Here is a 23,133-nt window from a genome sequence, read left to right as displayed (position 1 = left end):
CCACGGCCACCACAGCTCCACCGCCGTGAAACCCGCCGCCCGCGCGGCCGCCGGCCGCTCCAGCAACGAAAGCTCGGTGAACAGGATCGACAGATTGACGTTGAAGCGCGTGTCCGTGAAACCCATAGGGGCCCGGCCCCTCCTTCCCAGTGGCTTCCGAATAGTGGAACTTACTTTCTGCGTGATGGAACATTGCCTGGCGGGCTCGGAGGCTGTCAAGGGGGACCCCCGGCAATTTCTGGTCGCCGGGCCGAACCGCGCGTAGGTTGAACGGCGTGCGATTGAGAGTTGAGTTCACGACGGAACCGTTCGACCTGGACGAGGCGCCGCCACATGCGCTGGTGGCGCGCGACATCGTCACCGGCGCCGAGCTGGACGCCGTCGACGTCGGCCCGTTCGGCAACACCGCCGAGGGCGACGCGGACCGGGTCCTCGGCGCGGTGTCCGACCTGCTGCGCGCGTCCCTGGAGGCGGGCGCCACCCGGGTCTCGCTACAGGTCAATGTGATCGAGGACGCCGCCGGGTCCGAGGGGAGAAGCTCGTGACGGGGCCCGCCGACCACCCCTTCGTCCAGGCGGTCAAGCCGCTGGTGGACGCGATGGGCGGACAGATGGTCGCGCCGGACCTGGCGCAGGGCGACGATGTCGTGCTGTCCTGGGAGGGCGAGGATCGGGTGGCCGTACGGCTCCCGCATCTGTCGGACTCGCTCGACCACATCCTCGCCGAGCTGCAGCGCCGGCACGGCGTGCCGCTCGCGGAGCTGGACCGCAAGACCAAGCAGTCGGTCGTCAGGATTCTGGAGACCCGCGGAGCCTTCTCCGTACGGCATGGCGTGGAGACCGTCGCGAGCGCGCTCGGTGTCAGCCGCTTCACCGTCTACAACTACCTGAACAGGGAAAACGCAGCGAAGGGCGTCGACTGAGGCGACCCCTCGCAGATCCGCCCCGCACGTCGAGGCCGTCGTCCGGATTGCACGGACGACGGCTTTTGCGTTGCCTACTTTTCAACAAAGTGTTGACGAGATGTTGCTGGGGGTCTTAGCTGTTTCCAGCCAACCAAAGCTGTCCAGCACCAGGCCACGGAGGCTTCCCGTGTCTTCGAGTACACCGAGCCCACTGGGGCAGACCCCCGGTCTCCCCGCAGGGCTCACCCGGTTCAACACCACCGACGACGGTGCGGCCGAGGCCGCACTGCACGAGGTGTGTGCCAGCCGGGCATGGGGGAGCAAGCTCCTCGCCCAGCGCCCCTACGCCACCACCGACGCCCTGTACGCCGCGAGCGACGCCGCCATGGCCGAGCTGACCGCGGAGGACCTGGCCGAGGCGATGGCCGGGCACCCGCCGATCGGCCGCCCGAAGCCCGGTGACCCCACCTCCAGCCGCGAGCAGAGCGGCATGGCCGGCGCCTCCGACGCGCTCAAGGCGGAGATGCTCGAGCTCAACCTGGCCTACCAGGAGAAGTTCGGCCATGTCTTCCTGATCTGCGCCTCCGGCCGTACCGGAGAGCAGATGCGGGACGCGGTCCGTAACCGGATCGACAACACGCCGGAACAGGAACGAGAGATCGTTCGTGTGGAACTCGGCAAGATCAACCGCATTCGTCTGACCCGCCTCGCGGAACTCGCAGAAGGAGACGCAGCATGAGCAGCGAGACGGCTGCATCGACGTCGGTGTCCACGCACATCCTGGACACCAGCGTGGGCCGCCCCGCAGAGGGCGTCGCCCTCACGCTCTCGGTGCGCTCCGGCAGCGACGCCGACTGGACCGCCCACGGCGCGTCCAAGACCGACGCGGACGGGCGCTGCAAGGACCTGCCGGCCCTGCCGGAAGGCACCACCCACGTACGCCTCGACTTCGAGGTCGAAGCGTACTTCTGTTCAAAAGAGCCCAGCACCAACAAGCAAGCCGAGGAACAGCAGGACGCCCCCCGCGTAAGGGACAGCGGAGCCTTCTTCCCGGAGGTGGCAATCACCTTTGCCGTCAAGCCGGGCGAGCACTACCACGTACCGCTGCTGCTCAACCCGTTCGGCTACTCCGTATACCGAGGGAGCTAGCACCGACATGCCCACGATTCTCGGCCAGAACCAGTACGGCAAAGCGGAAAACCGCGTCGTCAAGATCACTCGCGATGGCGACACCCACCACATAAAGGACCTGAACGTCTCGGTCGCGCTCTCCGGCGACCTGGAAGAGGTCCACCTCTCCGGCTCCAACGCCCACTGCCTGCCCACCGACACGACCAAGAACACCGTGTACGCCTTCGCCAAGGAGTACGGGATCGAGTCGGCCGAGCAGTTCGGCATCCACCTGGCCCGGCACTTCGTGACCAGCCAGGAGCCGATCAAGCGGGCCCGTATCCGCATAGAGGAATACGCCTGGGACCGGATAGCCACCTCCGACGGCAACTCCCGCTTCATCGGCTCGGACGAGGTCAAGCACTCCTTCGTCCGCAAGGGCCAGGAGACCCGGCTCACCGAGATCACCTACGACGGTGAGAAGTGGCAGGTCATCTCCGGTCTGAAGGACCTCGTGGTGATGAACTCCACCAACTCGGAGTTCTGGGGCTACATCAAGGACAAGTACACGACGCTGAAGGAGGCGTACGACCGCATCCTCGCCACCGAGGTATCCGGCCGCTGGCGGTTCAACTGGACCGACGACGCACAGCGGATGCCCAACTGGGAGCGTTCGTACGAGCAGGTCAAGAAGCACATGCTGCACGCCTTCGCGGAGACCTACAGCCTCTCGCTCCAGCAGACCCTGTACCAAATGGGTTCGCGGATCATCAACAACCGCTCCGAGATCGACGAGGTGCGGTTCTCGCTCCCGAACAAGCACCACTTCCTCGTGGACCTGGAGCCGTTCGGGCTCAAGAACGACAACGAGGTCTACTACGCGGCGGACCGCCCGTACGGCCTGATCGAAGCCACTGTTCTGCGCGACGGTGTCGAAGCCCGGATCCCGGTGGATCTGTCCAACCTCTGACGGCTGAGACGCCGCGAAGTGCCTCGCGTCCCCTCCCCACCCCAAGCGGGGAGGGGCGCGAATCCTGAGGGGAACGACCCATGGCACAGCATTCGCACCTCGAGCACCACCCCGTGCCGCCGGTCCACCCGGTGGACGAGAAGCCGGCGGCCAAGCGGCTGGTCCCCGCCGCGCTCCAGCACATCGCCGCGATGTACGCCGGTGTCGTCACCCCTCCGCTCATCATCGGCCAGGCCGTCGGCCTGGACGCCGCGGGCAGGACCCGGCTGATCGCCGCGAGCCTGCTCATCGCCGGGCTCGCCACGCTGCTGCAGACGCTCGGCGTCCGCAAACTCGCCGGCAACCGGCTGCCGTTCGTCAACGCCGCCAGCTCCGCCGGCATCACCCCGATGCTCGCCATCGCCGAGACCACCGCCAAGGGCCACCAACTGCCCGCCATCTACGGGGCGGTGATGGTCGCCGGCGCCTTCTGCCTCGCCGTCGGCCCGTTCTTCGGGAAACTGCTCCGGTTCTTCCCGCCGCTGGTCACCGGCGTCGTCATCACCCTCATCGGGGTCACCCTGATGCCCGTGCCGGTCGGCTGGGCACAGGGCGGCGACAAGCACGCCGCCGACTTCGGCGCCATGAAGTACCTGGCGCTCGCCGCTTTCACCCTCGTGGTGATCCTGCTCATCCAGCGCTTCACCAAGGGCTTCGTCAAGCAGATCGCCCTGCTCCTCGGCCTCGTCATCGGCACCCTGGCCGCGCTGCCCTTCGGGATGGCCAGCTTCGACGGGCTGCGCTCGGCGCCGGTCGCCGCGCTGCCCACCCCGTTCTCCTTCGGCGCCCCCGAGTTCCAGCCCGCCGCGATCCTCTCGCTGTGCATCGTGATGCTCGTCCTGATGACGGAGTCGTCGGCCGGCATGCTCGCCCTCGGCGAGATCTGCGACCGCCCGACCACCGGCGCCACCCTCACCCGTGGACTGCGCACCGACGGCATCGCCACCCTCCTGGGACCGGTCCTCGGCGGTTTCCCCACCAGCGCCTTCGCACAGAACGTCGGCGTGGTCTCGCTGACCAAGGTCCGCAGCCGCTATGTCGTGGCCGCGGCGGGCGGCGCGCTCCTGATCCTCGGCGCCTTCCCCGTCCTGGGCGCCGTGGTCTCCCTCGTGCCGATGCCGGTGCTCGGCGGCGCGGGCATCGTCCTGTTCGGCTCCATCGCGGTCAGCGGAATCCGAACGCTCTCCGCGGCCGGTCTCGACGACAGCTCGAACATCGTCCTGGTGGCCGTGGCGCTCGGCGCCGGCATCATCCCGCTCGCCGCGCCGACGTTCTACGCCGACTTCCCCGCCTGGGCACAGACCGTGCTCGGCTCCGGGATCAGCGCCGGAGCCCTGACCGCGGTCCTGCTCAACCTGTTCTTCCACCATCTCGGCACCCGGAGCGCACCACGGGCGGCGGTACTGTCAGCCGCCTCGCCCGGCTCCGGCACTCAAATCACGTAGGGCCATGCCGTGCCCAACCGCCAGTACCGAAGGAAGGAAAGCACCATGGCTGCATCGGCATCCCCTGACAGCGCGATCGAGCGCATCGTCATCGAGAACTGTGCCATTGCGACCGTCGACGCCAACGACACCGAATACGCCACCGGCCATATCGTCGTCGCCGGGAACGTCATCGAGTCGGTCGGCGCGGGCCCGGCCCCCGAGGGCCTGGCGAACGTCGTCCGCCGCGTCGACGGCACCGGACACCTGGTCACCCCCGGCCTGATCAACACTCACCACCACTTCTACCAGTGGATCACCCGGGGCCTGGCCACCGACCACAACCTGTTCAACTGGCTGGTCGCGCTCTACCCGACCTGGGCACGCATCGACGCCCCGATGCTCGCCGCCGCCACCCAGGGCTCGCTCGGCATGATGGTCAAGGGCGGCGTCACCACCGCCTCCGACCACCACTACGTCTTCCCGCACGGCTCCGGCGACCTGGTCGGCGCGGAGCTGGCCGCGGCCGCCGAGATCGGTGCCCGTATCACCCTCGCCCGCGGCTCCATGGACCGCAGCGAGAAGGACGGCGGTCTGCCCCCGGACTTCGCCGTCGAGACCACCGAGGGCGCCCTGCTGGGCACCGAGGAGGCCATCGACAAGTACCACGACGCCTCCTTCGGCTCGATGGTGCACATCGCCGCCGCGCCCTGTTCGCCGTTCTCCATCTCCACCGAACTCCTCAAGGAGGGCGCCAAGCTCGCCCGCCGTAAGGGCGTGCGGATGCACACCCACGGCTCGGAGACCGTGGAGGAGGAGAAGTTCTGCCACGAGCTGTTCGGCATGGGCCCGACCGACTACTTCGAGTCCACCGGCTGGCTCGGTGACGACGTGTGGATGGCGCACTGCGTCCACATGAACGACTCCGACATCGCCGCCTTCGCCCGTACGAAGACCGGCGTGGCCCACTGCCCCTCCTCCAACGCCCGCCTCGCCGCCGGCATCGCCCGCGTCCCCGACATGCTCGCGGCCGGCGTCCCGGTCGGCCTCGGCGTGGACGGCACCGCCTCCAACGAGTCCGGCGAACTCCACACCGAACTGCGCAACGCGCTGCTCATCAACCGCCTCGGTGCGCACCGCGAAGCGGCGCTCAACGCCCGCAAGGCGCTGCGCCTGGGCACCTACGGCGGCGCCCAGGTCCTCGGCCGTACCGACGAGATCGGCTCCCTGGAGGCCGGCAAGCTCGCCGACCTGGTCCTGTGGAAGCTGGACACCCTGGCCCACTCCTCCATCGCCGACCCGGTCACCGCGCTCGTCTTCGGCGCGGCCGCCCCCGTCACCCTGTCCCTGGTCAACGGCAAGCCCGTCGTCGAGGACAACCACCTGACCAACGTCGACGAGGACGCCATCGCCCGCACCGCGCGGGCCGAGGCGCAGCGTCTGGCGCGTATCGCCGGCGAGGGCTGACCCCCTCCATGGCGTTACTCCACCGACTCGGCCGGGAGGGACGGCTCCCGGCTGAGCTTGTGGATCCGAGCGGGATCCACAAGCGCCGGACCCCGGGGGTGCGCGGTTCCACCTCGTACCCCCGGGCCGGTCAACCGCTCCACGGCCGTCTCGCGCCACAAGCGCGGCCCCCACCACGGCACCGCCCACCAGCGCGGCTACCGCACCAGAGCACCACATCGCACGCCCTCCGTGACAGCCTCGCACCGTTCTTCCGACGGCGCAGAAATCGACAGGAGGCCCGCAGTGGCCGCAACTCCCGGGCACCAGCCGAAGGAAGACCGGAAGCACCCGGTCGACGAGACCCTCCCGCCCGTCAAGATGTTCACCAGCGGCCTCCAGCACGTGGCCGCGATGTACGCGGGCGTGGTGGCCCCGCCGATGATCGTGGGGCCGGCCTGCGGCCTGAGCCCCACCGAAACCGCGTTCCTCATGGGCGCCAGCCTCTTCACCGCCGGCATCGCCACCCTCCTCCAGACCCTCGGCTTCTGGAAGGTCGGCGCCAAGCTGCCGTTCGTCAACGGCGTCTCCTTCGCCGGCGTCACCCCGATGATCGCCATCGGCAAGGCCGAAAGCCCCGAGAACGCGTTGCCCATCATCTTCGGCGCGGTGATCGTCGCCGGCGTACTGGGCTTCGTCCTCGCCCCCTACTTCTCCAAACTCGTACGCTTCTTCCCGCCGGTCGTCACCGGCACCGTCATCACCCTGATCGGTGTCTCCCTCCTCCCCGTGGCCTTCAACTGGTCCCAGGGAGGCAATCAACAGGCCCCGGACTACGGCTCGTTGACGAACATCGGGATGGCCGCGCTGACCCTCGTCATCGTGCTGGTGCTGCGCCGGGTGCTGCGTGGCTTCCTCCAGCAGATCGCCATCCTGCTCGGCCTGGTGGCCGGCACGCTGATCGCGATACCGGTGGGCATCACCAACTTCTCCGCCCTCACCAACGCGGACCTCATCGGCTTCCCGACGCCGTTCCACTTCGGTGCCCCGCAGTTCAACATCGCCGCGATCGTCTCGATGTGCATCGTGATGCTGGTCTGTATGACCGAGTCGACGGCCGACATGCTCGCCCTCGGCAAGATCGTCGACCGTCCGGCGGACGAGCGCACCATCGAGGGCGGACTGCGCGCCGACACCCTCGGATCGGCGATCAGCCCGCTGTTCAACGGCTTCGCCAACAGCGCCTTCGCGCAGAACATCGGTCTGGTCGCGATGACCAAGGTGCGCAGCCGCTATGTCGTGGCGACCAGCGGCGCGATCCTGATCGTGCTGGGCCTGTGCCCGATAGCCGCGTCGGTCATCTCGCTGGTCCCGCTGCCGGTCCTGGGCGGCGCGGGCATCGTGCTCTTCGGTTCGGTGGCCGCCAGCGGCATCCAGACGCTCGCCTCCGCGGCGATGGAGAAGGGCGAGAACGCGCTGATCGTCGCGGCGGCCGTGGGCATCGGCCTGATCCCGATCGCGGCGCCGGAGTTCTACCACAACTTCCCCAAGGACATGCTGGTCGTCCTGGACTCCGGCATCAGCACCGGCTGCCTGGTCGCGATCGTCCTCAACCTGGCGTTCAACCACTTCGGTGGGACGGGCGCGGGTGAAGCGGGTGAAGGGGTTCAAGGGGCTGAAGGCGCCGAGCCCGCGGGTGCCGAGAGCGTCGCCCCCGAGGTGGCGGAGGGCGTCGACTCCGAAGCGTCCGGGGCCGCGCCGGAGATCCCGCGGCAGCCTGATCGCGGCAAGGTGGACGACGAGGGCGAGCACGCGTCGTCACCGGCGCACTGACCGGATCCGTACGCTCCCCTGGCTTTTTCCCCGCCGCCCACCCGCACCTCTTTTGTTTTTCCCCGCCGCCCACCCCCCTTCGGGGGGTGGGCGGGTGTGGTGGTGCGCTCGGTCGCGCTGCCCTCAATCGATGTGGAAGCTCTCCCCGTACACCTTCCAGTCCAACGGCGTGTGCAGATCGAGGTTCCCGTCCTCCAGGAACACCCGCTGCGCGGTGTCCACCCGGCTGGTGTCGCTGTGCGCCTCCTCCTGCTGCATCGCCCACACCCGGGCGTCGAGGAAGGCGTGGAGATACTTCTTCTCGTCGCCGCCCTGGGCCGGCGGCTTCGCCTTGGCGAGCGCGCGCTTGCGGATGCCGGAGAAGCTGGTCGCGTCGTCGCCGTCCCCGTGCATCACGATCGCGTCGTAGTACGCGAACTGGCCCAGTACACCGATCCCGTCGGCCTTGCCCTGCTTGACCGCGGGGTTGAAGTAGACCCGGTCCCGCTCGTCGTTCTGCGCCTTCCGGAACTCGCTGTCCTGGGCGGCCTTCGCCCAGTCCTCGGTGTAGTCCGGGTCCAGCCCCTCGTGCGAGTCGGTGCCGTCGACTTCGCGCAGCGCGGGCAGGTACTTGGCCAGCACGTTGTCCGGCTTGCGCTGGGTGTACAGCTCCACGAGCTCCAGCATGTCGTGCGTACCTGAACAGAAGCCGATGATGCCGCCGGTGTAGCCGCGGCCGTCGCCGATGTCCTCGATGTACTTGTACTGGGCCTTCCAGTCCAGTGAGGAGTTCTCCGCACTCGACACCAACTGCATGGCGATTTCCTTCTTCGCCGGGTCGTCGAGTCCGGCCGCGGCCCGTGCGGCGTGCGGGGGCGCGGAGTGGGCGGCGGCCGGGGCGTGGTGACCGTCCGAGACCGCCGAGGTGGCGACGGCGGTGGCCGGCACGGCGAGCAGGGCGAGGCCGAGGGCGATGCGGGTGGCGGTCTTGGGCAGGGCTCTGCCTATCGATCGGGTGCGCATGGAGTCCTCCAGTTCCGGAGTGGGCCGTGGGGGGTTCCCCAATCGTTAGGAAGCTTTCCTACCAGACTTGGGGTGTGACGTATACCCGTCAAACCACTGTCAACGCGAGTCCCCGCGGGACGTGTTGGCCGACGAGACTCGCCCGATCGGCTTCGCCCCACGAGCTTCGTCGGTCCCGACGCGACTCAGTCCAGCAGCCCGCTCAGCAACGCACCGATGTCCCCCGCCGGGTCGAAGTCCTCGTCGGGGAAGGCGAGTTGATGCAGTACCACACCGTCGAGATGGTCGATCAGGATACGGCCGTGCCGCTCCGGGGCACGGGAGCCGAAGCGGCGTACCCACTCCGCACTCCAGGCGAGCACCGCCTCCCGCCCCCGCGTGAGGGGCGCACGCAGTTCGGGGCGGGCCGAGGACTCCAGGAAGAGCGCGAAGCGGGCGGCGGTACGGGCACGCGCGGGACCGACCGCTTGCCGCACGAAGGCGGCCATGGCGTCCGCCAGTTCCCCCTGGTCGGCCGGGTCCGTACCCGCCGCGAACGCCTCCCATTCGCGCCGGTCCAGGGCCTGGAGGTGGTCCACGATGCCGTCGATCAGGGCCGCACGGTTGCGGAAGTAGTTGGACGTGGTGCCGCTGGGAACGCCCGCCGCGGTGTCCACTGCCTGATACGTCAACCGCCGGGAACCCTCGGCCCCCAGCACCTCGACCGCCGCGTCCAGAACCTGGTCCCGCCGTCGTGCCACGCCATCCACTCCTGCTGTCCTGCTCGCCGCCGTTCACGGCGCTCGGGCGCTGCGCGCATGGCACGGCGCCGACTACTACAAACATAGTAGCGTGACGTGCCTGCCGCGAAGACGCCGAAAGGCCCGCACGCCCCGCCACCAGGCAGCGCGTACGGGCCCTTCAGGAGTTTTCTCAGCCCACCAGCGGGGTTCCCTCAGCCCACCAGCCGTTCGTAGGCCGGCAGTGTCAGGAAGTCCGCGTAGTCGGCGTCCAGTGCGACCTGGAGCAGGAGGTCGTGTGCCTGCTGCCACTTGCCCGCGGTGAAGGCGTCCTCGCCGATCTCGGTGCGGATGTCGGTGAGGGCCTGGGCGGCGACCTTGCGGACGAGGTCCGCGGTGGCGGTTTCGCCGTTCTCGAAGACCACGCCGGCGTCGATCCACTGCCAGATCTGGGAGCGGGAGATCTCGGCGGTGGCGGCGTCCTCCATCAGGCCGAAGATGGCGACGGCACCCAGGCCGCGCAGCCAGGCCTCGATGTAGCGGGTGCCGACCTGTACGGCGTCGACCAGGCCCTGGTAGGTGGGCTTGGCGTCGAGGGAGTCGATGGCGATGAGGTCGGCGGCCGCGACGGAGACGTCCTCGCGGAGGCGGTCCTTCTGGTTCGGCTTGTCGCCGAGGACCGCGTCGAAGGAGGCGCGGGCGATCGGGACCAGGTCGGGGTGGGCGACCCAGGAGCCGTCGAAGCCGTCGCCGGCCTCGCGGTCCTTGTCGGCGCGGACCTTGGCGAGGGCCTTCTCGTTGGCCTCCGGGTCGCGGCGGTTGGGGATGAAGGCCGCCATGCCGCCGATGGCGTGGGCGCCGCGCTTGTGGCAGGTGCGCACCAGGAGTTCGGTGTAGGCGCGCATGAAGGGGGCCGTCATGGTGACCGCGTTGCGGTCCGGCAGGACGAACTTGGCGCCGCCGTCACGGAAGTTCTTGACGATGGAGAAGAGGTAGTCCCAGCGGCCGGCGTTGAGGCCCGAGGCGTGGTCGCGGAGCTCGTAGAGGATCTCCTCCATCTCGTACGCCGCCGTGATCGTCTCGATGAGGACGGTGGCGCGGACGGTGCCCTGGGGGATGCCGACGTAGTCCTGCGCGAAGACGAAGATGTCGTTCCAGAGGCGGGCCTCCAGGTGCGACTCGGTCTTCGGGAGGTAGAAGTACGGGCCCTTGCCCAGGTCGAGCAGGCGCTTGGCGTTGTGGAAGAAGTACAGGCCGAAGTCGACCAGGGCGCCGGGGACCGCCCGGCCCTCGAACTGAAGGTGGCGCTCCTCCAGGTGCCAGCCGCGCGGCCGCATCACGACGGTCGCGAGCTCTTCGGCGGGCTTGAGGGCGTACGACTTACCGGAGTTGGGGTCGGTGAAGTCGATCCGGCGCTCGTAGGCGTCGATCAGGTTGAGCTGGCCCGTGACGACGTTCTCCCAGGTGGGGGCCGAGGCGTCCTCGAAGTCGGCGAGCCAGACCTTGGCGCCCGAGTTGAGGGCGTTGATGGTCATCTTGCGGTCCGTGGGCCCGGTGATCTCCACGCGGCGGTCGTTGAGCGCGGCGGGCGCCTCGGCGACCCGCCAGCTGTCGTCCGCACGGATCTGCGCGGTCTCCGGGAGGAAGTCCAGGGTGCTGGTCCGGGCGATCTCGGCGCGGCGCTCGCCGCGGCGGGCGAGCAGTTCGTCACGGCGCGGGGTGAACCGGCGGTGGAGCTCCGCCACGAAGGCGAGCGCGGCGTCGGTGAGGACCTCGGCCTGCCGTGCGGGGGTGTGGTCGGGGCCGACTTCGACGATGGCCAGCGGGGACGGCGCTGGTGCGGACATGAGGTGTCACTCCATTCAGCGGCGGTGCCTGGCGGCCGCCGGGGCGCCCGGGCGGCACGGGGTGCCGTCGGCTCCGAAGTGCGGTCGCGGGCGCCGTTTGGGTTCAGGGCGCTTCTGACCAGTGGAGAGTAGTTTCCTTATTGCGGAACTTCAATGGTTTGTTGATGTCGAGATTCTCATGGTCGACAGAAACCTTGATCGAATGGCTCTCGGTGCCATCGCGGTCACGTGGAGTGTGACGTGATGGGTGGTGGGGTGGGGCGGCTATGGCGGTGATGGGGCGGCTCGGTGCGCGATGCGGCCGCCCGGTCACTCCAGCCGGTGCAGGTCCTCCGGTGTGTCGATGTCGTACGCCTCGGCCACATCAGCGCACTCCACCAGCGTGATGGCATCCTCGTGCCGCCGCAGGTAGGCGCGCGCACCGCGGTCGCCCTCCGCGGTCGCCGCGACCTCCGCCCACCGGTCGGCGCCGAACAGCACCGGATGGCCGCGCCGGCCCTCGTACGCCGCCGACACCAGCGAAGCGCGGCCCTCGTACGCGCCCACCACCCGCGCCACCGCCGCTGCGCCGATGCCCGGCTGGTCCACCAGGGACACCACGATCGCGTCCGCCCCCGAGCCGGCCAGCGCGGCGAGGCCCACCCGGAGCGACGACCCCATGCCCTGCGCCCAGTCGGGGTTCTCGGATGTGGTGTACGAGGAGAGATCGGCCCGCTCGCGCACGGAAGCGGCGGCCGCGCCCAGCACGATGTGTACCGGGCCGCAGCCGCCGTCCTGTAGCGCGCGTGCGGCGTGCTCCACCAAGGGGCGTCCCCGGTGGTCGAGCAGCGCCTTGGGGCGCCCGCCCAGGCGTCGCCCGCCACCTGCGGCGAGCAGCAGCCCGGCGATCTTCCCCTCGGGGCGTGGTGCCGAGAGGTGTGGTGTCGACGAGTGTGGTGTCGCCGGTGTCGATGGGCGTGGTGTCGATGGGTGTGGTGTGGAGGGATCCGGTGCCATGGGGTCTGCTTACCTCATGGCACCCCGCGGCGCCGCGCGTTGGGTCATGCGGTGCCGCCGGACGCCCGCTGGCGCGGGATCCTCGGCCGGCGCCGGCCCTGTAGTTGGGACGTCCGCGCATCCGCGAGCCGGCGCTCTGTGACGTAGCGGTGTATGTGCTCGACGGTGATCTCGGATACGTCGGAGAGGCCGTATGCGTGGCAGATGAGCTGAACGATGCTGATGCGGCGACGGTCCGAGCCGGTCTCGGGGTCGGGGTCGGGCTCCATGACAATCTCCGATCCAGTGATATGCCGGACATTTCCCCGGAAGGGAGAATGCTCCATCCGGCCGTGCCGCACGCGTCGGATCGCGTACGCCCACGCCAACGGGTGCCGGAGGGAACGTACGTACTGAGGCATGATCAGGCCACCCGCGGGCAGCGCCCGATGAACCGCCGGAACCGGGCCCGAGCAGGGTGCGAAACCGGCTCTTCGGACAAGGCATCAGCTTCCAAGTCATCGATGTCACGGTGCGGCCCATGGCCGGATAAAGTGCTGCCCCGTTGCGGAGTTCGTGGCCGTCAGCCGTCATGCCGACACGGCGGGCCCATTTTTGAGTCGGGGGACGTAGTGGTGAACAGTGTGGGGTCGTCCGGGATCTTTCAGCCGCTGGAGGGCGACGACCCGAAGGCCATCGCGGGCTACCGCCTCACGGCGAAGCTCGGCTCCGGTGGCATGGGCAAGGTCTATCTCTCCTACACGCCCGGCGGGCGGCCGGTCGCCATCAAGGTGATCCGGCCGGAGTTCAGCGAGGACGCGGAGTTCCGCCGCCGCTTCAAGCAGGAGGTGCAGTCCGCGCAGCGCGTCCAGGGCCTGTACACCGCCCCGGTCATCGACGCCGACGCCGACGGCGCCAGCCCCTGGCTCGCCACCGCGTACGTCCCCGGCCCCTCGCTGTCCGCCGCCGTCGCCGAACACGGCCGGCTCCCGGTGCCCACCGTGCTGCTGCTGGTCGCCGGTATCGCCGAGGCACTGCAGGTCATCCATGGCGCGGGCATCGTGCACCGCGACCTGAAGCCGTCCAACGTGCTGCTGGCCGCCGACGGCCCGCGCGTCATCGACTTCGGTATCGCCCGCGCCGCCGACGCCACCTCCCTCACCAGCAGCGGCGTCACCGTCGGCACCCCCACCTTCATGGCGCCCGAGCAGGCCGCCGGCAGCACCATCACGCCGGCCACCGACATCTTCGCGCTCGGCCAGGTCGCGGCGTACGCGGCCATCGGCAACCCGGCCTTCGGCGAGGGCACTTCGCACGGTGTGCTCTACCGGATCGTCCACGAGGAGCCCGACCTGACCGGGCTCCCCGAGGAGCTGCGCGAGCTGGTCACCCGCTGCCTCACCAAGGACGCCTCCGCGCGTCCCTCCGTCGCCGAGGTGATCGAGCTGTGCGGCGCGGCCTCCGGGCAGACGCAGCTGCGCCGTCCCGAGGAGTGGCTGCCCAAGGCCGTCGCCGCGGACATCACGACCCGCTCCGCGGCCCCCGCCCCCGCGCAGGCCCCGCCGCCCCCGCTGGAGGCGCCGGCCCAGCCCGCGGCCACACCGCAGGCGCCGGCACAGCCCCCGACCCAGCCCGCCCAGCCTCCGACCCAGCCGGCCCAGCCTCCGGCCCAGCCCCCGGTGCAGCCGGCGGCACCGCCCACCCAGCCCGCCACGCCGCCGGTTCAGCAGGTGCCGACCGAGCTGAACCACCCGCAGACCCCGCCGCCCGGTTTCGGCCCCGCGGCCTACGCGCAGACCGCCACCGGTACGACGCCCCTCGCGTCGGTGCCCGGCGGCCCGGCGTCCACCGGACCGGCATCCACCGGCCCGACCGCCACGGTCCCCGCCCCGCAGCCGCCGAAGAAGAAGCGCAAGGGCCTGATGACGGCTCTGGTGCTGGTCTGCCTGCTGGTCTTCGCGGGCGCGGGCGGCGGCGCCGTCTACTACTTCATGAAGGACAACGGCAAGAAGACGACCGACCAGACCGACGACAAGAAGAAGGGCGCCACCGCGTCCCCCGAGGCCACCGACGGCGCCACGTCGAGCCCCGAAGCGGGCGACGACCCCTCCGCCCCGCCCACCCCGGAGAAGGACCCGACCCCGGTCGACTTCAAGAACGTCAACATTGCCGACGAGTACCACGTGTCGATGGCCGACGAGTCGATGAGGCCGACCGACGCGGACAACGACACGGACGAGGACTTCGTCTTCACGGACAACGACTACTCCGACGACTCGGTCAGCACCGAGACCGGCAAGCTGGTGCTGCTCGACGAGGGCCAGGAAGGCTCGCTGGAGACCTGCCGCAAGGAGACCCGGTTCACCGAATCCATCCCGACCAAGCGGCTCAGCAAGGGCTCGCAGATGTGCCTGACCACCGGTTACGGCCATCTCGCGCTGATCACTTTCCGGGGCTTCGCGCCCGAGTCGTCTACCAGCAAGTACATCACCGTCGATGTGCGGGTGTGGCGCAACGCGGTGACGCCGGAGGAGACTCCCTGATCGGCGCCGCGACTCGCTGATCTGCTGGCGCGTTGATTCGCTGACTCGCTGATTCGATCCCCGTCGGGCCCGGTCTTCCGGCCCGGCGGGGATCGTCGCATTGTGACCCCGGCGTGTGGATCCGATCGATGATCCGGATTTTTCGCTTTCCGTGTGGCGCGATGACCACAGAGTGGCGTTAACTGGCCCGCATTGCGAAACGGGCAAGGGGCAACGGTCAACGGCCGACAGTCAACGGTCCGACGGTCAGTGGCCAACGGCCTGGGAGGGCGCCATCGTTGTGGAGCAGGGGCAGAGGCAGAAGCGAGTGGTGACCGGGGTCGACGACCCCCGGGTCCAGGCGCTGCGTGGGGCGGTGGCCCGGCTGCGCCGCCAACTGGCCGTGCTTCCCGGTGAGTTGCCCGACCGGGCGGCCGCGGACGAGGAACTGGCCGCGCTGGACGCGATGGTGAGCCACGGGCTGCCCGAGGTGTCGCGGCTGCGCCGTTCTCTGCTGCTGATCGCCGGGGCGGTCGGCTCGGTCAGCGCGCTGTCCCCCGCCCTGACCGAGGTACGCGAAGGAATCGACCGCTTCGGGGAGCTGCCGCGACGGCGCTTCTAGCCGGCGGGTACTTCTAGTCGGCGTGCCCTTCTGGGCGGCGAACCCGCCACCGGCCCCGCCGCCGGGAATATCCGTCCATGCCGCCGCGTTGTGGCCCCGCAGGGGGCCCTTCCATCCCCTAGGGGATCTGTTCGAACAACCCCTAGGGGTCGGAACCGAATACACCAGAGAAGGCCGTGGCGGTTGTTCCCGCTGGTCAGTGGAGAGACGACATCCTTGGTGGACCTTCGGTGTTCGCATCAGACGCGAAGGCTTCGCGTCTGATGCGAACACGATCCGGCTGTCGCCCTACATCGGCGGCTGGAAGCCGCCGATCTTGTGCTCGAGCAGTTCGGCCAGCCGCAGCGGGGTGCGGTCCTCGAACATCGGGCCGATGAGCTGCACTCCCACCGGCAGGCCCTCGGGGGACCGGCCCGCTGGTATGGCGGTGGCGGGCAGGCCGGGCATGGTGGCCAGACCGGCCCAGACGAGCTGGTCGAAGTACGGGTACTCGACGCCGTCGATGTCGAGCCGGCGTTCGAGCGGATTGGGGTTGTGGTCGTGCGGGAACGCGGGAGTCGGCGTGACCGGACACACCACGGCATCGAACTCGGCGAAGAGCTGCCGCCAGCCGTGACGGTGGAGCTCGCGACGGCTGTTCGCCTCGAGCCAGTCGCGGTGGCTGAACACCATCCCGCGCAGCACCGCCGCGTCCAGACTCTGGTCGTCTGCGCTCAGTGCGGCGGCGCGGGTCCGCACCTGCTCGTAGGAGTCGACGGGAAAGCGTGCGACAGAGCCCGAAAACAGCAACTGCCGGTAAAGCATGGCGGCTTCGGTCAGATCGGGCAGCAGCGGAGTGTGCCGTTCGACGCGGGCGCCGCCGTCGACCAGCGCGTCGGCCACCCGGTTCACGCCCGCCCGCACGGCGGACCCGGTCGGAATGAGCGGATGGTCCTCGAGCACCAAGACCCGGAAGTCGCCGAGCCGCTCGTGGCGCGCGGGCGGCAGCGTCATGTCGTACGCCACACCGTGCGTCAGCGGGTCCGGTCCGGCCATGACGTCGAGCAGGAGCGTGAGGTCGCGGGCGGTGCGCGCCATCGGACCGACGACGGCGAGGTCGAGGTCGACGGGCAATGGCGGTGCCGGCGGCGCGACCATGCCGCGGGTTGCCGCCAGTCCGAGTGTCGGCTTGTGCGCGTAGATGCCGCAGAAATGCGCGGGGGTGCGCAACGAGCCGGCGAGGTCGGAGCCGATGGACAGCGCGCCGAACCCGGACGCCAGGGCCGCCGCTGATCCGCCCGAGGACCCACCTGACGTGCGACCGTGATTCCACGGGTTGTTGGTGGTGCCGTAGATCTCGTTGAAGCTCTGGATATCTTGCAGCCCCACCGGCACATTGGTCTTACCGAGCACCACCGCGCCCGCGGCCTTGAGCCGCGACACCTGGACCGCGTCCTCGGCCGGCATAAAGTTCGCCTGCGGCGGCATGCCCCAGGTCGTGGGCAGCCCGGCGATGTTGTAGCACTCTTTGACCGTCACCGGAATACCGAGCAGCGGCCGGTCCTCGCCGCGGGCGCGCGCCTGGTCGGCACCGCGCGCGGCGGCCCGCGCACGGTCGAAGTCCGGCACGCAGATCGCGTTGATCGCCTTGTCGTCGCGCTCGATACGGGCAATCGCCTCGTCGGTCAGTTCCGCCGAGGTCACTTCACCGGCACGCAAGGCGGCCGCGAGTTCTTCTGCATTCTGAAAGTTCCGCTCCATGAATCCGACCGTACTGACCTCTGGGAGAGGCCATAAAATGCCGATTCGCACAACGGGATAGGTGCCTCAACTCACCATGTTTTCTCCGGCCACAGAATTCGCCCGACCGCTGGCCATGGCGACGCGCGGCGGTCTGGCACACCTACGGAGAGGGGTACGACGGAGGGCCCAGTTGTGACAGTTCTGCGAGCAGCCCGATCCGTGCCGAAGAACTCCAGGTCGCGATTCGCACAGCACCTCTCACAACTTCCGCTGGTTTTGGCAGAGTTCTGAGAGGCCGGAGGTTTGCAACTCGGATCGACGCGTTGGCGGCGGCGACAGCCCGCACCTTCGCCGCCTCGTACTTCACGCCCAGGTGCGCACGCACGAACTGCCGATGCCGCTTCGCGGTCCGATCCGCGTCCACAGCACCGGAACCTCAGCGCGGCCCCTTCCTGGCGTATTCGGTTCCCACCCCACCCCTAGGGGACGCCGGTTGCCGCTGCCTGGGCAACGCCCCGTTGCCGTTACGTAGGCGTCTGGTTGGCGAGCGCCACCGACAGTTGCGCCGCGACGTCCTGGAGCACCGGCACGATCTTGTCCCGCGACGCCTCCGTGACCCGGCCGGTCGGCCCGGAGATGGAGATCGCCGCCGAGGTGGGGGAGTTGGGCACCGGCACCGCGAAGCAGCGGACGCCGATCTCCTGCTCGTTGTCGTCCACCGCGAAGCCGAGCCGGCGGACCTCGGCGAGCCCTTCGAGGAAGGTGTCCGGGTCGGTGATCGTCTTCTCGGTCGCGGCGGGCATACCGGTACGGGCGAGCAGTGCCCGTACCTCCTCCGGCGGGTGGCCCGCGAGGAGTGCCTTGCCGACGCCGGTGGAGTGCGGCAGCACCCGCCGGCCGACCTCGGTGAACATCCGCACCGCGTGCCGGGACGGCACCTGGGCCACGTAGACGATCTCGTCGCCGTCGAGCAGCGCCATGTTGGCGGTCTCGCCGGTCTCCTCGACCAGGCGCGCCAGGAACGGCCGGGCCCACGTCCCCAGCAGCCGCGACGCGCTCTCGCCCAGCCGGATCAGACGGGGGCCGAGCGCGTACCGGCGGTTGGGCTGCTGACGGACGTAGCCGCAGGCGACCAGGGTCCGCATCAGCCGGTGGATGGTGGGGAGCGGCAGCCCGCTGCTGGTGGAGAGCTCGCTCAGGCCGACCTCGCCCCCGGCGTCGGCCATCCGCTCCAGCAGGTCGAAGGCGCGCTCAAGGGACTGGACGCCGCCGCTGGCGCCCGCGGGCTTGGCTTCGGCGGCGGAGGTGCTGGCGCTGGGCGGCACGTCGCGTTCCTTTCGGGGCAGGTCGGATCGGTCTCGGCTAGGGCGTGCCCTGGCTTGCGGGCGCCGGGCCCGACCGGAGCAGCCTACCGGTCACGTCCGAAAGACACACGGCCTCTCGCACACTCGTTCCCGCCGGTCAGGGCCGGTTTGCTCCACGTTACGAGCTGCTAGCCGCAATCCGGTGAGGGTGCCAGTGGTCATAGCTCCATTCTGCTACGCGAAACCTATTGTCCATTGTGTGGAATCCTCCAAATCGCCGAAGCGTGACCGGTCCCAATTTGTCCGCTCGTGTTCGTGGATCTTCGAGGTGTTCGGCGGGGGTGTCCTCCGGGGTGTCCTCCGGGGGCTCGGTGCCCTCCTCTCCGGCGGTGGCTGGGTTGTGGCGGGCGCGTGGGAGGCGCTCGGAGGGGGCGTCCCGTCGCAGGTCAGGCGTGCCGTTGCGGTGGAACCGTGGGTGTCGGTGGAGTCGGAGCGGTCGCCGGCCCCGTGCCAGTCAAAGGGGTCTTGACGGGCCGCGGTCCGGAGTGAAGACTCCCGTTCAACAGACTGTTGAATTCCGCATCCGGTGTCGGATGAATTCCGCATCCGGTGTCGCGGGAGCCACCGCGTCATCGACCGCCGTGGCACCCCGCGCGCCATCACGCGACGATGAAGACACGATACGAGGAGGGGACCGGGTGTCCGAAACAGAGCTGGTGCTGCGCTCCACGCGCGTCGTCACCCCGCAGGGGACGCGCGCCGCGTCCGTCACCGTCAGGGACGGGAAGATCGCTGCGGTGCTGCCGCACGACGCCCCGCCCCCGGCCGGGGCGCGGGTCGAGGACTTCGGCGACGACGTCCTGCTGCCCGGCCTCGTGGACACCCACGTACACGTCAACGACCCCGGCCGCACCGAGTGGGAGGGCTTCTGGACGGCCACCCGAGCGGCCGCGGCCGGCGGCATCACCACCCTCGTGGACATGCCGCTCAACAGCCTCCCGCCCACCACCACCGTCGACAACCTCGACACCAAGCGCGAGGTCGCCCGCAGCAAGGCACATATCGACATCGGTTTCTGGGGCGGCGCCATCCCCGGCAACGTCAAGGACCTGCGCCCGCTCTACGACGCCGGCGTCTTCGGCTTCAAGTGCTTCCTGTCGCCCTCCGGCGTGGACGAGTTCCCCCAGCTTGACCAGGAACAACTGGCCGCCGCCCTCGGTGAGATCGCCGGCTTCGACGGCCTGCTGATCGTGCACGCCGAGGACCCGGGCCACCTGGACGCGGCCCCCGTACCGCACGGCCCCAAGTACGCCGACTTCCTCGCCTCCCGCCCCCGCGTGTGCGAGGACGACGCCATCGCCGGTCTGATCGCGCTGGCCAAGAAGCTCAGCGCCCGGGTGCACGTCCTGCACCTGTCCTCCTCCGACGCGCTGCCGCTGATCGCCGCCGCCAAGGCCGAAGGCGTCAAGATCACCGTCGAGTCCTGTCCGCACTTCCTGACCCTGACCGCCGAGGAAATCCCGGACGGCGCCACGGAGTTCAAGTGCTGCCCGCCGATCCGCGAGGCCACCAACCAGGACGCGCTCTGGCAGGGCCTCGCCGACGGCACCATCGACTGCATCGTCTCCGACCACTCGCCCTCCACCGCCGACCTCAAGACCGCCGATTTCGGCGCGGCCTGGGGCGGCATCTCCTCCCTCCAGCTCGGCCTGCCCGCCATCTGGACCGCGGCCCGCGAACGCGGCCACACCCTCGACGACGTCGCCCGCTGGATGGCCACCGCCCCCGCCGCCCTCGTCGGCCTCGGCCAGAAGGGCGCCATCGAGCCAGGCCGGGACGCCGACTTCGCGGTCCTCGCGCCCGAGGAGACCTTCACCGTCGACCCGGCCGCCCTCCAGCACCGCAACAAGATCACCGCATACGCCGGGAAGACCCTCTACGGCGTCGTACGGTCCACCTGGCTGCGCGGCCGGCAGATCAACGACGGCGCCACCCTCGCCGAGCCCACCGGCGAGCTCCTGGAAAGGCCGTAGCGCGTATGACCACCGCTGATTTCCCCCACCCGCCCGGCCCAGACATACCCCGCTTCACCGGCGACGCCACCCCCTACGGAGGCGGCGACCCGTACGCCGACTACCGCACATCCGGCCCGGCCGGCTTCCCGTTCACCCACCTGCCCGACCTCGCCGACCGGCGGCTCGGGGCCGGCGTGACCGCCGCCAACGACGAGTTCTTCGCCGAGCGCGAGAACCTCCTCAAGCCCGAACCCGCCCACTTCGACCCCGAGGCCTTCGGCCACAAGGGCAAGATCATGGACGGCTGGGAGACCCGCCGGCGCCGCGGCACCGACGGCACGCACCCGTTCCCGACGGACGAGGACCACGACTGGGCGCTGATCCGGCTCGGCGCGCCCGGTGTGATCCGCGGCATCATCGTCGACACCGCCCACTTCCGCGGCAACTACCCGCAGTCCGTGAGCGTCGAGGGCACCTGCGTCGAGGGCTCACCGTCGCCCGAGGAACTCCTCGCCGACGACGTCACCTGGACCACTCTCGTCCCGCGCACCGCCATCGGCGGCCACGCCGCCAACGGCTTCGCGGTCACCGCCGAGCGCCGCTTCACCCACCTGCGCCTCAACCAGCACCCCGACGGCGGCGTCGCCCGCCTCCGCGTCCACGGCGAGGTCGTCCCGGCGCCGCGGTGGCTCGCCGCGCTCGGCACCTTCGACCTCGCCGCCCTGGAGAACGGCGGCCAGGTCGAGGACGCCTCGGACCGCTTCTACTCCTCGCCCACCAACACCATCCAGCCCGGCCGCTCCCGCAAGATGGACGACGGCTGGGAGACCCGGCGCCGCCGCGGCACCGGCAACGACTGGGTGCGCTACCGCCTCACCGAGCAGTCCGTGATCCGCGCCGTCGAGATCGACACGGGGTACCTCAAGGGCAACTCGGCGGGCTGGGCCGCGCTGCTCGGCCGCGACGGCGAAAGCGGCGACTGGGTCGAACTGCTGCCCCGTACGCGCCTGCAGCCCGACACCGTCCACCGCTTCCTGCTCGACGACGCCCCCGCCGTCACCCACGTCCGGATGGACATCTTCCCCGACGGCGGCATCGCCCGGCTGCGGCTGCACGGCTCGTTGACGGAGCAGGGCTCACGCCAACTGGCCGCCCGCCACGCGGAGTTGGGGGCCTGACGACGCGGTGGATCCGGTGGCCCCGACCGTCCCGGTCGGGGCCACCGGGCATCGACGGAGCCACCGGGCATCATGAGGGGATGACTGGGACCCCACCTTCCGCGTCGCCCACGGTGATACGGCTCGCGCGGTACACGCACACGGAGCAGAGCGAGATCCTCGGGGGCGGACCCGACCCCTTCGGCGTCGCGGAGACCGGCCTGACCTGGCTGCCCAAGGACGAGCACTTCGCCATCAGGCAAAACGGCCGCCTGGTGGCGCACGCGGGTCTGCTGCGGATCCCGGTATCACTCGGCGGGGAAGAGACACACGCCATGGGCCTCGGCGGGGTCGCCGTCGCGCCGGACTCGCGCGGACAGGGGCTGGCGCGGCTGGTCGTCACGGCCGCCGTGGAGCACGCCCGCACCCAAGGGCCGCGATACGGGCTGCTCTTCTGCCGGCCCCCGCTCGTCCCCCTGTACCAGCGGCTCGGGTGGCGCACCGTCGACGGTGACGTACACGTCGACCAGCCCACGGGCCCCGTCGTCATGCCGCTGCGGACCATGTGGACGCCGCTGGGCGAGGGGGCGGAACGGCTCGTGGAGCCGGTGCGCCTGCTCTCGCTGCCGATGTGAGCCACGCTTGCCAGGCATCGGTGCTTCCCGGGCACCGGTGCTTTCCGGGTACCCATGTTTGCCAGGCATCCGGGTTCCCAGGCAGCCGTGTTTTCCAGGCATCCGTGCTGTGCTCGCCGACATCCGTGGCCTCGATGGCTGATGCCCCGCCAAGGGCTCGATGGCTGATGCCGCGCGAACGGATCAGTCGCCGACCGAGTTCCAGAACATGAGTTCATACGCCTGGAGGAGCCGCCCGTAACCGTGTGCCGCCGCCGGCCGGGCCTGACCCGTGTCGAGCCCGTGCTGGACGGCCGCACGCGCCTTGGCCGCGAGGTCCTGGGCCGGCTCCGCGAACAACGTGAAGAAGCCGCGAGCCGCGTCCGGGAACCCGTAGTGGTCGCGCATCGCGGCGGCGACGGTGGCGCAATAGCCGCCCCACGCGGCGAAGTTGGCGGTGAGCGCGATCACCACATCCGCGGGCGTACTGCCCAGCGCGAGGCGCGCCGCGTACGAGGGATACGCCTGGCAGCCGGGCCGCGGCCGGTACCCGGAGATCTCCCGCTCGGTCAGTTCGCAGGCGTCCGCCAGGCCGGCCAGCTGCTCCAGGGCCAGCGACTCGCTCTCGGCGAGCAGATCGAAGAAGTCGGCGATGGGCGGATCCCCGTCGGACCGGCGCGCCAGATGGTGGAAGCTGAGCCGGTCGGAGGCGATCACCTGATGCTGTTCGAGGGTGAACGTCGCGAACACGCTGCGCGGTGCCTCACCCGCCGCGATCCGTGACACCAGCCGGTTGGCGCCGGCGTCCGGGGCGAGCTCCCGTAGGGCGTCATCGAGGACGGCCGCCGCGGTCGGGCGGTGGGCTTCGGCGGGTCGGGCCATGGTGTCGGTCTCCTCCGGGGCGGGGC

Annotated in this window: 21 protein-coding genes and 1 pseudogene; 13 read left to right on the top strand and 9 right to left on the bottom strand. The window is 70.0% G+C overall.

The genetic code is table 11. The features are described from left to right. Positions 1-126 (bottom strand): annotated as a pseudogene (locus FCH28_RS16270) (hydroxypyruvate isomerase); the annotation flags it as partial. Positions 127-275: 149 nt separating this feature from the next. On the opposite strand from FCH28_RS16270, the gene FCH28_RS16265 reads away from it, so the two are divergent. The 8 genes from FCH28_RS16265 to FCH28_RS16230 all read left to right on the top strand — a co-directional run bounded on the left by FCH28_RS16265 (position 276) and on the right by FCH28_RS16230 (position 7,726). Continuing rightward, entirely contained in the window at positions 276-545 is a 270-nt protein-coding gene (locus FCH28_RS16265) for a hypothetical protein (RefSeq protein ID WP_136740572.1), read from the top strand. Further along, positions 542-922 (top strand): helix-turn-helix domain-containing protein, encoded by a 381-nt coding sequence (locus FCH28_RS16260; protein WP_136740571.1) that lies wholly within the window; start codon positions 542-544, stop codon positions 920-922. Before FCH28_RS16265 ends, FCH28_RS16260 begins: the two co-directional genes overlap by 4 nt. A 169-nt stretch (positions 923-1,091) precedes the next feature. Then, the gene (uraD, locus tag FCH28_RS16255) at positions 1,092-1,643 is read left to right on the top strand and encodes a 2-oxo-4-hydroxy-4-carboxy-5-ureidoimidazoline decarboxylase (protein WP_246102898.1); all 552 of its coding nucleotides are present in this window, start codon (positions 1,092-1,094) and stop codon (positions 1,641-1,643) included. Then, on the top strand, positions 1,640-2,053 hold the full coding sequence (gene uraH / locus FCH28_RS16250; RefSeq protein ID WP_136740569.1) for a hydroxyisourate hydrolase: 414 nt from the start codon (positions 1,640-1,642) through the stop codon (positions 2,051-2,053). The genes uraD and uraH overlap by 4 nt, the downstream gene beginning before the upstream one ends. A 7-nt stretch (positions 2,054-2,060) precedes the next feature. Next, positions 2,061-2,984, top strand: coding sequence for a factor-independent urate hydroxylase (gene pucL / locus FCH28_RS16245; protein ID WP_136740567.1), 924 nt, complete (start codon positions 2,061-2,063; stop codon positions 2,982-2,984). An 80-nt stretch (positions 2,985-3,064) separates the two neighbouring features. Then, positions 3,065-4,468, top strand: coding sequence for a nucleobase:cation symporter-2 family protein (locus FCH28_RS16240; RefSeq protein WP_187363843.1), 1,404 nt, complete (start codon positions 3,065-3,067; stop codon positions 4,466-4,468). Between the two features lie 45 nt (positions 4,469-4,513). Then, positions 4,514-5,914, top strand: coding sequence for an 8-oxoguanine deaminase (locus tag FCH28_RS16235; RefSeq protein ID WP_136740565.1), 1,401 nt, complete (start codon positions 4,514-4,516; stop codon positions 5,912-5,914). A gap of 285 nt (positions 5,915-6,199) precedes the next feature. Then, positions 6,200-7,726 carry a nucleobase:cation symporter-2 family protein gene (locus FCH28_RS16230; RefSeq protein ID WP_136740563.1) on the top strand — a complete coding sequence of 509 codons (1,527 nt, stop codon included), beginning with the start codon at positions 6,200-6,202 and terminating at the stop codon, positions 7,724-7,726. A 123-nt stretch (positions 7,727-7,849) separates the two neighbouring features. Here the strand turns inward: FCH28_RS16230 and FCH28_RS16225 are convergent, their stop codons facing one another. From FCH28_RS16225 to FCH28_RS16205, 5 genes are all read right to left on the bottom strand, one after another. Then, positions 7,850-8,728: a chitosanase gene (locus tag FCH28_RS16225; protein ID WP_136740561.1), complete on the bottom strand. Its 879-nt coding sequence runs from the start codon at positions 8,726-8,728 to the stop codon at positions 7,850-7,852. Between the two features lie 185 nt (positions 8,729-8,913). After that, entirely contained in the window at positions 8,914-9,468 is a 555-nt protein-coding gene (locus FCH28_RS16220) for a TetR/AcrR family transcriptional regulator (protein ID WP_136740560.1), read from the bottom strand. A gap of 194 nt (positions 9,469-9,662) precedes the next feature. Beyond that, positions 9,663-11,294, bottom strand: coding sequence for a malate synthase A (aceB, locus tag FCH28_RS16215; protein WP_136740558.1), 1,632 nt, complete (start codon positions 11,292-11,294; stop codon positions 9,663-9,665). Positions 11,295-11,603: 309 nt separating this feature from the next. Continuing rightward, positions 11,604-12,182 carry a nucleotidyltransferase family protein gene (locus tag FCH28_RS16210; RefSeq protein WP_136740746.1) on the bottom strand — a complete coding sequence of 193 codons (579 nt, stop codon included), beginning with the start codon at positions 12,180-12,182 and terminating at the stop codon, positions 11,604-11,606. Positions 12,183-12,334: 152 nt separating this feature from the next. Next, positions 12,335-12,559 (bottom strand): hypothetical protein, encoded by a 225-nt coding sequence (locus FCH28_RS16205; RefSeq protein WP_136740556.1) that lies wholly within the window; start codon positions 12,557-12,559, stop codon positions 12,335-12,337. A gap of 342 nt (positions 12,560-12,901) precedes the next feature. Between FCH28_RS16205 and FCH28_RS16200 the strand changes: the two genes are divergently transcribed. Then, entirely contained in the window at positions 12,902-14,812 is a 1,911-nt protein-coding gene (locus FCH28_RS16200; protein WP_246102896.1) for a protein kinase domain-containing protein, read from the top strand. A 307-nt stretch (positions 14,813-15,119) separates the two neighbouring features. Further along, the gene (locus tag FCH28_RS16195; RefSeq protein WP_169314179.1) at positions 15,120-15,413 is read left to right on the top strand and encodes a DUF5955 family protein; all 294 of its coding nucleotides are present in this window, start codon (positions 15,120-15,122) and stop codon (positions 15,411-15,413) included. Between the two features lie 288 nt (positions 15,414-15,701). Here the strand turns inward: FCH28_RS16195 and FCH28_RS16190 are convergent, their stop codons facing one another. Beyond that, a complete protein-coding gene (locus tag FCH28_RS16190) occupies positions 15,702-17,153 on the bottom strand; it encodes an amidase (RefSeq protein WP_136740550.1) in 1,452 nt (483 codons plus the stop codon). 506 nt (positions 17,154-17,659) lie between these two features. Next, positions 17,660-18,460 (bottom strand): IclR family transcriptional regulator, encoded by an 801-nt coding sequence (locus tag FCH28_RS16185; protein ID WP_136740548.1) that lies wholly within the window; start codon positions 18,458-18,460, stop codon positions 17,660-17,662. A gap of 677 nt (positions 18,461-19,137) precedes the next feature. Between FCH28_RS16185 and allB the strand changes: the two genes are divergently transcribed. From allB to FCH28_RS16170, 3 genes are all read left to right on the top strand, one after another. Beyond that, positions 19,138-20,472 carry an allantoinase AllB gene (gene allB / locus FCH28_RS16180; protein WP_136740546.1) on the top strand — a complete coding sequence of 445 codons (1,335 nt, stop codon included), beginning with the start codon at positions 19,138-19,140 and terminating at the stop codon, positions 20,470-20,472. Between the two features lie 5 nt (positions 20,473-20,477). Then, positions 20,478-21,632 (top strand): allantoicase, encoded by a 1,155-nt coding sequence (alc, locus tag FCH28_RS16175; protein WP_136740544.1) that lies wholly within the window; start codon positions 20,478-20,480, stop codon positions 21,630-21,632. 80 nt (positions 21,633-21,712) lie between these two features. Further along, positions 21,713-22,246, top strand: a complete 534-nt coding sequence (locus FCH28_RS16170; RefSeq protein ID WP_136740543.1) for a GNAT family N-acetyltransferase — start codon at positions 21,713-21,715, stop codon at positions 22,244-22,246. 183 nt (positions 22,247-22,429) lie between these two features. Here FCH28_RS16170 and FCH28_RS16165 read toward each other — a convergent pair whose 3' ends face one another. Further along, entirely contained in the window at positions 22,430-23,107 is a 678-nt protein-coding gene (locus FCH28_RS16165) for a thiaminase II/PqqC family protein (protein WP_136740542.1), read from the bottom strand. Positions 23,108-23,133: the final 26 nt, after the last annotated feature.

It is taken from the genome of Streptomyces piniterrae, assembly GCF_005048155.1.
GTDB classification, from domain to species: domain Bacteria; phylum Actinomycetota; class Actinomycetes; order Streptomycetales; family Streptomycetaceae; genus Streptomyces; species Streptomyces piniterrae.
The sequence above is the reverse complement of the archived record's forward strand: the minus strand, read 5'-3'. Positions and strand labels throughout refer to the sequence as shown.